This window comes from Okeania sp. SIO3B5, from assembly GCF_010692555.1.
Taxonomy (GTDB): Bacteria; Cyanobacteriota; Cyanobacteriia; order Cyanobacteriales; family Microcoleaceae; genus Okeania.
Genome location: NZ_JAAHHG010000073.1, coordinates 21,314 through 31,012 on the forward strand (window position 1 = coordinate 21,314; position 9,699 = coordinate 31,012).

Consider the following 9,699-nt stretch of genomic DNA (forward strand, 5'->3'; position numbering starts at 1 on the left):
AACCCGCCGAGAAGCTACGGCTCAGTAGGAATCTCCGCGCCTTCAGGCCGGAGAGGATGTCAAATTGCAGGAACAGACTCTCCTGGTACAGGAAGATTCTGTTTAGTAATCACTTGATCGACCAAACCATAATTTTTAGCCTCTTCTGAGGACATAAAGAAGTCGCGGTCTGTATCAACTTCTATTTTTTCTAGAGGTTGACCTGTATGAGCTGATAAAAGTTCATTCAGCTTACGTTTATGATACAAGATTTCTTTAGCCTGGATCTCAATATCTACTGCTTGACCTTGAGCACCGCCTAGAGGCTGGTGAATCATTATTCTAGAACTAGGAAGAGACATTCTTTTACCTTTGGCCCCACCAGAAAGAAGAAAAGCTCCCATACTTGCAGCTAAACCATAACAAATTGTAACAACATCAGGCCGTACTTGCTGCATTGTGTCGTATATAGCCATTCCAGCGGTAACCGATCCTCCTGGAGAGTTGATATAGAGTTGAATATCTTTTTCCGGGTCTTCAGCATCTAGGAATAGCATCTGAGCAGTAATGGTATTAGCTACATTATCGTCTACTGGGGTCCCCAAAAAAATAATTCTTTCTCTGAGGAGCCGTGAGTAGAGGTCAAAAGCTCTTTCTCCCATCCCTGATTGTTCGACAACCATGGGCACAATGTTACTAGGACCGGAGTAAACTTGTAACTTGTTATAGATATCAACTAAATCATCAGAATATTGAGATATAACCATAGTACATCAGTTTATATATAAATAAATTTTGTTTTTACCGAAAAATTGGGTTTAAAGCCTCGCCCTTGTAAGGCGACTTTTCATTTTAGCATACAAGTGCTCAGCCCGTGAAAAGGTAAAACTCTTGAGGGTGCTTTCGGGAGTACAGAATTGTTCAGTCCAAAAAGGCGGTGGCTCTCATTGTCTCTGTTTGCGGAGGGTTAAGTGGTTGCACTCCCTGTGTTTCGCTCCGCGTTGCGCCAGCAAAACAGAAAGCCCTATCCATGAGGTTGGTAAGCCTACATCATAATCTTTGATTTGATGTAGGAGAATGTCACGCTGAATATTATTATGACTTAGCTTTACTGATATTGCTAGTTGTGATTACCCAACCATTCTGGAAAAGAGGGAGTAGGGAAAAAAAGATTATCCTGAAAAGCGTATCTTACGCTTCCTAAAAAGTGCTGTAATTTTAGGTTAAAATTGTTTCCTACATTCCGCACTTCAATTTGTAACATAAAAATTAGTATAAAATTCCGAGGTTGTTTAGGTATTTATACTATATAAATTATCTTCATTTACCTCGATCAAGAGTCAAATTCTCAGTAAAATATTAAGCATAAATACTTATTTAATTGTTAATTCCTACTGATCACTATAATTTTATTCTTACTTTTGACTTTTGAATTTTGACTTTTGACTTAGGCTTTTATGCTACATTTTGTGGTGCGGAATGTGGGTTGTTTGGGTTTATGAGACAGAAACTGGCCCTTCGTTGACTATCCGAGCGGCAATTTTTCCTACTGCCTCCTGCCTCCTGCCTTCTGCTTTTTTCAATGAGGATTTTCCACAGTAGCTACTGGTTCGGCCTCAACTTCTACAATAGTTTCTGTCGCTTCATATATTTCTGACTCTGACTCAGTTTCTACAGGAGTTTCTGTAGTTCCATCTATTTCTGAATCTTGAGTTAGAGTTCCTTCAGGTACTAACTCTACTGTGCCATTTTCTTCCAACCACTTGATTGTTTTTTCCTTTAGTAAGTCTTCTGTGACTACTTCTCTTAATCTATATGGATCTACATCCTTTCCCTGGAGCTGTTCAATGACTTTGGCCGACTCTGCTACGATCTCCTCTTCATCTACCTCGATAGATTCTTCCTTGGCCACTGTTTTAATAGCCCAATCTCTTTTCAATCGCTCAATTGCTTCTGGCCGCGATCGCTCTTCCATTTCTGGTAGTCGGTCACTGCTAAATAATTCTTTAACATCAATTCCATACTGGCTCAACTCCATTGCACTTTGGTTCAACATTTGAATAACTTCATTTTTAATCAAAGTTTCTGGTAATTCTACTTCCAAATGGGTCACCAACTCATCTACAATGGCAATTTCTTTATTCTGTTTTGTTTGTTCCTCTTTTTCTTTGGTAAATTTTTTCTCTAAGAACTGTCGTAATTCGGCTAATGTTTCAAACTCACTAATTTCTTGAGCAAAATCATCATCCAGCTCTGGTAATTCTTTTTCTTTGAGTTCTTTAAGAGTCATTGTAAATACTGCTGGCTTACCTGCCAATTCTGCTTCACCATATTCTTCAGGAAATTGAACGGAAATTTCTTTTGTTTCCTCTAGGTTCATGCCTACTACTCCATCAATGAACCCAGGGATAAATTGTCCTTCTTTCAACTCCATTTGAAAGTCTTGAGCCTTCCCTCCTGGAACTTCTTTCGGCTCTTCTCCCTCTGTCTCAGATGAAAGTATACCTTCAAAATCTACTATTCCCACATCTCCTAACTGAGCAGCTCTTCCTTCTACTGGAATTAATGTGGCCTTCTCAGAGCGACGTTCTTCCAGAAATTCATCTACTTGAGCTGGGTCGTATTTAGCTTCTTCAGCCTTTACTACTAATCCTTTATAGTCATTAACTTTAGCCTCTGGCTCTACATCCACTTTAGCTGAGAAGACCATTTCTTTTCCTGGTTCAAAATCTTTTACTAATTCTTCAAATTGTGTCACCAGGTCAAATTGGCCTATTGCATTGATTTGTTCTTGTTCTCTTGCTTTTTCTAAGCAATCATTGATGAGGTTATCTAAGGCCATAGCTTTAATATGATTTCTACCCAGCCTTTGTATCAATATTTGTCGAGGCACCTTGCCTTTTCTGAACCCAGGAATATTGGCGGAACGGACATATTTCTGAATTACCTGTTCGTAGGCATTCTTGGACATTTCTGGTGTAATCTCGATTTCCAGACCTATTTGGCTAGCTGGAAGTTTTTCCTGGGTAACTTTCATCGGCTTTTGTTTAAGTTGGTTAGAACTAAGTTTTAGATTATAGGCTATGATTCTAGTAAGCTATATAATTATTTATGGGAATCTTAACATTCTTACAAAAGAACTAGCGGGACGTTAAAAGCCCCTACTCTTAAGAGCTAACGATTATATGCAAAATTCTTTACAAAAGTGGGTAATGCCTATTATCAAAAGCTTACGAGCATTTTGTTGGTTTTACAAGCTTTGACAAATTGACTAACTCGCGTACTCCTAAAAGTTATTTTTTGTCGTTGCGATCGCAACGACACTAGGATCTTTATTCTCAAGTTGTTAGACCATAATAATATTTTATACTGATTAAATTTAGATAATAATTTTAAAGATAAATTTTTCTGGATTTTCCTGAAAATTAATATGTTAATACTCGATTATTTACTTGATGTAGATAGCTAAAACTGAAATATATTAAGAATAATTTGATTTTATTTAGCGATAGTCAGCAAGTAGAAAATTAATTGAGTAATACCAATTTTATAAATGTTTGCTACAAATAGGTAGGGTACTTTTTAGGAGTCAGGAGTCAGGAGTCAGGAGTCGTATGGGAATAGATTTAATACCAGTTTTTAGGTCATAAATTATCTTTTTTATCAAAGGGACATTTCCTGCATTTTTTTTTATTGCACTTATTATTCGTAACATTCTTTTTTCAAAATGGTATAATATAAAAAAAATATTGGTTTTATTAAATATTTGATATTATTGATGCTGTTTATTATCTAATTGAATATCTGTTATAAATGAAATATAAAGTTAAATTTTAATCCTTAGTTGATGAAAATTATCCTTATGAAAAGTTGTAATAGGAGTGTATATTAAATAAGCTAGACCATAGCCAAGCTTAATCTTAATAAAAATAAAAAATATCTTTCAGTCAGATAGATAAATTAGATCGAACTGTTAATACATCGAAGTAATGGCCATAAAAAAACTATTAAACTTAATTAAAACCATTGTAGAAAAATCAAACTATTGAAAAATGAAGGAGGACAAGAATTTGTCAGAGTTTTACAAAGTAGCAATATTAGGAGCAACTGGGGCTGTAGGTACAGAGCTGTTAGAATTGCTGCAAACTAGAAATTTTCCAGTAGCAGAATTAAAATTACTGGCATCACCCCGTTCAGCAGGCAGCACTCTAACATTTAAAGGACAAAACTTACAAGTAGAAGCTGTAACAGATGATTCATTTAAAGACGTAGATTTAGTGTTAGCATCAGCAGGTGCATCTACATCGAAAGAATGGGCGAAGAAAGCAGTAGAAACTGGTGCTACAGTAATTGATAACTCTAGTGCCTTTCGTATGGACTCTAGAGTGCCTCTTGTAGTTCCAGAAGTTAATCCAAAAGCTGCGGCTCTACATCAAGGTATAATAGCTAATCCTAACTGCACAACCATATTAATGTGTGTAGCAATATGGCCTTTGCATCAAGTCCAGCCAATTAAAAGATTGGTAGTGGCCACTTACCAGTCAGCAAGTGGAGCAGGGGCAAGGGCCATGGAAGAAATGAAAACTCAAGCCAAAGAAATCTTAGAAGGAAAAACTCCTGGAACAGATATTTTTCCCTATCCATTAGCTTTTAATTTGTTCCCACACAATTCCCCTTTGAATGAGCAGGGATACTGTCAAGAAGAAATAAAAATGGTTAATGAGACTCGTAAGATATTAGAAACTAACGAGATCGGGATTACAGCAACTTGTATCAGGGTACCAGTATTACGTGCCCATTCAGAAGCTATTAATTTAGAATTTGCTCAACCATTTAGTGTAGACAGAGCTAGAGAAATATTAAGTCAAGCACCTGGAGTAACACTGGTAGAAAATTGGCAAAAAAATTATTTTCCAATGCCAATAGAAGCAAGTGGTAAAGATGATGTATTAGTGGGGAGAATTCGTCAAGATATTTCTCATCCTTGTGGATTAGAATTATGGTTAAGTGGAGACCAGATCCGAAAAGGAGCTGCTTTGAATGCAGTGCAAATAGCTGAGTTATTGGTGAAGAAAAATTGGTTGAAGGTAAAAGTGGCAACAGTTTAAAGGGTGCAGAAAAAAAAGAGTATTCAACAATTAATAATGAATAATTAATAATGAATAATTACCTCTCCTTTAAAAGAATAGGCTTTAAACATTAATTATTCGGTAAAGTTAGTTCCTATTTCTACAATGTAATGAAATGGGTAATTAACAATAGCTCAGTCATAGAAAAATAAAAAAATTTACATAGAGTAATGTAAAGCGAAAATGATGTTAATCTGAAAAAATTAGGTCTAGTAATAGGGCCAAAAAAAAGAAGAAGACCTAACAGAGCAATAAAAAAACCATAAGGAGTGGAAATAGTGTGGTAGATTTCGGTAAAGTTATAACTGCAATGATTACGCCGTTTAATTCGGACGGTAGTGTTAACTATGAAGAAGTAGAAAAGCTATCTATATGGTTGACAGAAAATGGGACAGATTCATTAGTAATATGTGGAACAACAGGAGAGTCTCCAAGTTTAACATGGGAAGAAGAATATAAACTATTTCAAGTAGTTCAAAAAGCAGTAGCAGGAAAAGCTAAAGTAATAGCTGGTACTGGATCAAACTCAACAAGAGAAGCGATCGCAGCCACCGAAAAAGCTGCTAAATTAGGGTTAGATGGTTCATTACAGGTGGTGCCATATTATAATAAACCACCACAGTCAGGACTTTATGAACATTTTAAGGCGATCGCTCAAGCCACCCCAGAATTTCCAATAATGGTTTACAATATACCAGGGCGTACTGGTCAAAATCTGATTCCTGAGACTGTAGCCAAATTGGCCGAAATTTCTAATATTGTTGCGATTAAAGAAGCCAGTGGTAACTTAGATCAAGTAAGTCAGATTAGGCACTTGACTGCACCAGAGTTTAAGATTTATTCTGGGGATGATTCCCTAACTTTACCACTCTTGGCTGTTGGTGGTAGTGGTGTTGTTAGTGTAGCCAGTCATTTAGTAGGAAAACAGCTACAAGAGATGATAGTAGCATTTGAAATAGGTAAGGTACAAGTTGCTACAGAAATTCATCTCAAACTATTTAGCTTATTCAAAGCTTTATTTGCAACAACTAACCCAATTCCTGTAAAAGCGGCACTAAATCTGCTAAACTGGAAAGTAGGCTCTACTCGCCCTCCACTATGCAACCCGACCACTGAAGTAACTGAAAAATTATCAGCAGAAATGGGTCAACTAGGTTTATTATGAGTCAATTTTACAGGTAATAAAGTTTTTCAGAAAATTAAATATCATCAATCTGAATAATGATTTAGTTACCCCCTAACTAAATTGCTAAAATCTCTCTTTTTAAGAGATTACTTTTTCTGCATTTAACTAATGGGTATTAAAAGTCAGTAATGCCAATTTGAAAAAAGAATGTTTAGAATAATTCAGGGTAATAAAGAAGGAGTCAGTCCTCAGGAGTCAGGAGTCAGGAGGGAAAATTGCTTATGGATAGTCTCCGACAAGTCGCTCCGCGTCTATACTCCCCCAAACAATTTTGAACACCCCTGTTGACGGTGGGGTATTAAACCCATAAGGAAAATGATAAAAATAATTTACAGGATATGTCCCTTTGACTAAAAAGATGAATTACAACCTAAAAAATGGTATCAAAGCTATTCATTCTGACTCCTGATTCCTAAGAAATAGCCTAGCTATTTATAGTAAACATTTATCAAATTGGTATATAGAAGTCGAAGGAAAGGTGAGGACATATCAAAAGTTTAAAACTCAGACAACGCCAGATTTTTCCTTCTTTCTTCTTCCTTCTCCCTTCTTCCTTCTTCCTTATCTTTCAAAGTAAACAACAACAAAAATAGGATAATTATGACAAGAAAGAAATCATCATCTGCCCTAAAAATTATTCCCCTAGGCGGACTACATGAAATTGGTAAAAACACCTGCGTATTTGAATATGATGACGAAATTATTCTGCTTGATGCAGGATTAGCTTTTCCTACTGATGGAATGCATGGTGTAAATATCGTCTTACCAGATGTAACTTATCTGACTGAAAATCGCCATAAAATCAAAGGTATGATTGTCACCCATGGTCACGAAGATCACATTGGTGGTATTCCTTTCCATTTGAAAAATGTAGAAATTCCTGTCATTTATGGACCAAGATTGGCAATGGCTTTACTCTACCCAAAACTAGAGGAAGCAGGAGTACAAAATCGCACAGAATTAAGGACTGTTCGTCCCCGCGATATTGTCCGGTTAGGTAAACATTTCAGTGTTGAATATATTCGTAATACTCACTCAATGGCGGATAGCTTTACAGTTGCTATCACAACACCAGTAGGAGTAGTTATCCATACAGGTGATTTCAAGATTGACCATACCCCTGTAGATGGAGAAAATTTTGATTTCCAAAGGTTAGCAGAGTATGGAGAAAAGGGAGTTCACTGTTTATTAAGTGATTCCACAAATTCAGAAGTACCTGGTTTTACTCCTTCAGAAAGGTCAGTTTATCCAAATTTAGACCGAGTATTCGCCAACGCTCCTGGACGTTTAATGGTGACAACATTTGCATCTAGCGTACATAGATTACAAATAGTTCTAGAGCTAGCGAAAAAACATGGTAGGTTGGTGGCAACAGTAGGGCGATCGATGCTGAATGTGATTGCTCATGCTCGCAATCTTGGTTATGTTAAGTGTGAAGATAGTTTGTTTGTACCTCTGCATAGCGTCCGAAGTTTACCTGATGAAAAACTATTGATCTTGACTACAGGTTCTCAAGGCGAACCAATGTCAGCACTAACTCGTATTGCAAAGGGCGAACATAGGCAAATAAAAATTCGTAAAGGAGATACAGTTGTATTCTCTGCTAACCCTATTCCCGGTAATACGATCGCTGTTGTTAACACCATTGATAAACTAATGATGTTAGGAGCAAATGTGATCTATGGTAAAGATAAGGGTATCCATGTTTCCGGTCATGGTTGTCAGGAAGACCAAAAATTAATGTTGGCACTTACTCGTCCAAGATTCTTTGTACCGTTTCATGGCGAGCATAGGATGTTAGTTAAACACAGTCAAACTGCTCAAAGTATGGGGGTTCCTCCAGAAAATATGGTAGTGGTCCAAAATGGTGATGTGGTGGAATTAACTAGAGATTCTATCGGTGTTGCAGACCGAGTACCTTCTGGTATTGAACTGGTAGACTCTTCTCGTTCTGGTATGGTTGAAGACAACATTCTTAAAGAAAGGCAACAATTGGCAGAGGATGGTGTTGTGACTATAGCGTTGTCGGTGAATTCGGATGGTAAATTGATGGATAGACCTCAATTACATTTGCGTGGTGTGGTGAGTGCTATGGAAAAATCGCAAATGCACGAACTGGTTACCAAGACATTAGAAAAAAGTTTGAGTAATAACTGGTCTGAGTATGCTAAGTCAAATAATACTCAAGTTGATTGGTTTGGGTTGAAAAATGATCTTGAATGTGCTGTTCAGCGAATGTTAAGACGAGAGCTTCAAGGTCAACCTTTGCTAGTTTTCTTAATGCAAACTCCAGAAGCAGAAGATATACAAGATAGAAATGTAGAAGAGAAAGTAGAACAGAAAAAAGAATTGCCTATAGTTAAACCAGTGGGAAGAAGGAGACGCAGATCTACTGCAAAAGTAGCATCTTAAGGAGAAGGCAGAAGTTAGAAGTCAGAAGCGAGTGTGTAATTTTGAGGTCCCCTCAGAATGTAATACCATTTCTCAAAAACTTTTCTACACTTTCTTAAGTAGGGGAGTAAGGGAGTGGGGGAGTGGGGGAGATACAAACATCAGAATAATTAGCATTAATATCATGTCCGGATAATTAGTGATAAAAAAAACTTTCTCCTTCTTCTTCTTTCTTCCCTCCTGACTCCTGACTCCCCCTCCTGGGAGGGGTTAGGGGTGGGTTGACTCCTGACTCCTTCATAGTTTATTTATAACTGTTCAACCGGACATGATATAACTTGCTAATTATTGGGAATTGGTATAATATCGTGTCCGGTAGCATTGTTTGTGTATAAAATCAAGGTGACACTCTTGAGAAAACCTTCTGCCTCCTGCCTTCTGCCTTCCTTCCACTAAAGTCTAATTATTCAACCGGACATGATATAAGACACACTCAAGACAGTCAAAAGTTGTTTTTATAGCGAGGGTTTGAGCAACCCTCCAAAAACCCGATCGCCAATCAAGGCGGGGTTTTATATCAAATCTGGTAGCATCGGTGTAATAAGATAGTGAATCATCATTCAGAATCCAGAATTTCCGTTTGTCATCCTCCGCAAAAAGAATTCAGAATTTAGAAGGGAAGAGAACTCAGAATTCTTTCCGCTCTGGGTGAAGATGGAATATTTTTTATACCGAATTAAACGGATTTGATATTATATCATGTCCGGATAAGAGCGATCTGGAAAAAAACCAAAACTGTCACTTGCAGTACAAATCTTTTTATTCTCCCTACTCCCTACTCCCTACTCCCTACTCCCTTATTTATAACTGTTCAACCGGACATGATATAATATCATGTCCGGATGATTAGGTATAATAAAACTAAGGGGAGCGATCGCCATAAAGTAGGAGTAAGTAATGCCGAAGTTAGTCACGATTGAAAACCACTTAACAGTAGAACAGTTAGATCAAAGA

General features: G+C 37.1%; 5 protein-coding genes. 3 read left to right on the forward strand and 2 right to left on the reverse strand.

What is annotated here, in order from left to right:
• Positions 1–59: 59 nt before the first annotated feature.
• Entirely contained in the window at positions 60–746 is a 687-nt protein-coding gene (gene clpP / locus F6K54_RS12850) for an ATP-dependent Clp endopeptidase proteolytic subunit ClpP (protein ID WP_293078044.1), read from the reverse strand.
• An 812-nt stretch (positions 747–1,558) separates the two neighbouring features.
• Positions 1,559–3,016, reverse strand: coding sequence for a trigger factor (gene tig, locus F6K54_RS12855; protein WP_293078046.1), 1,458 nt, complete (start codon positions 3,014–3,016; stop codon positions 1,559–1,561).
• Between the two features lie 1,015 nt (positions 3,017–4,031).
• Between tig and F6K54_RS12860 the strand changes: the two genes are divergently transcribed.
• From F6K54_RS12860 to F6K54_RS12870, 3 genes are all read left to right on the forward strand, one after another.
• Positions 4,032–5,087 carry an aspartate-semialdehyde dehydrogenase gene (locus tag F6K54_RS12860; protein ID WP_375341970.1) on the forward strand — a complete coding sequence of 352 codons (1,056 nt, stop codon included), beginning with the start codon at positions 4,032–4,034 and terminating at the stop codon, positions 5,085–5,087.
• Between the two features lie 301 nt (positions 5,088–5,388).
• On the forward strand, positions 5,389–6,273 hold the full coding sequence (dapA, locus tag F6K54_RS12865; RefSeq protein ID WP_293078050.1) for a 4-hydroxy-tetrahydrodipicolinate synthase: 885 nt from the start codon (positions 5,389–5,391) through the stop codon (positions 6,271–6,273).
• A 621-nt stretch (positions 6,274–6,894) separates the two neighbouring features.
• Positions 6,895–8,706, forward strand: a complete 1,812-nt coding sequence (locus tag F6K54_RS12870; RefSeq protein ID WP_293078052.1) for a ribonuclease J — start codon at positions 6,895–6,897, stop codon at positions 8,704–8,706.
• Positions 8,707–9,699: the final 993 nt, after the last annotated feature.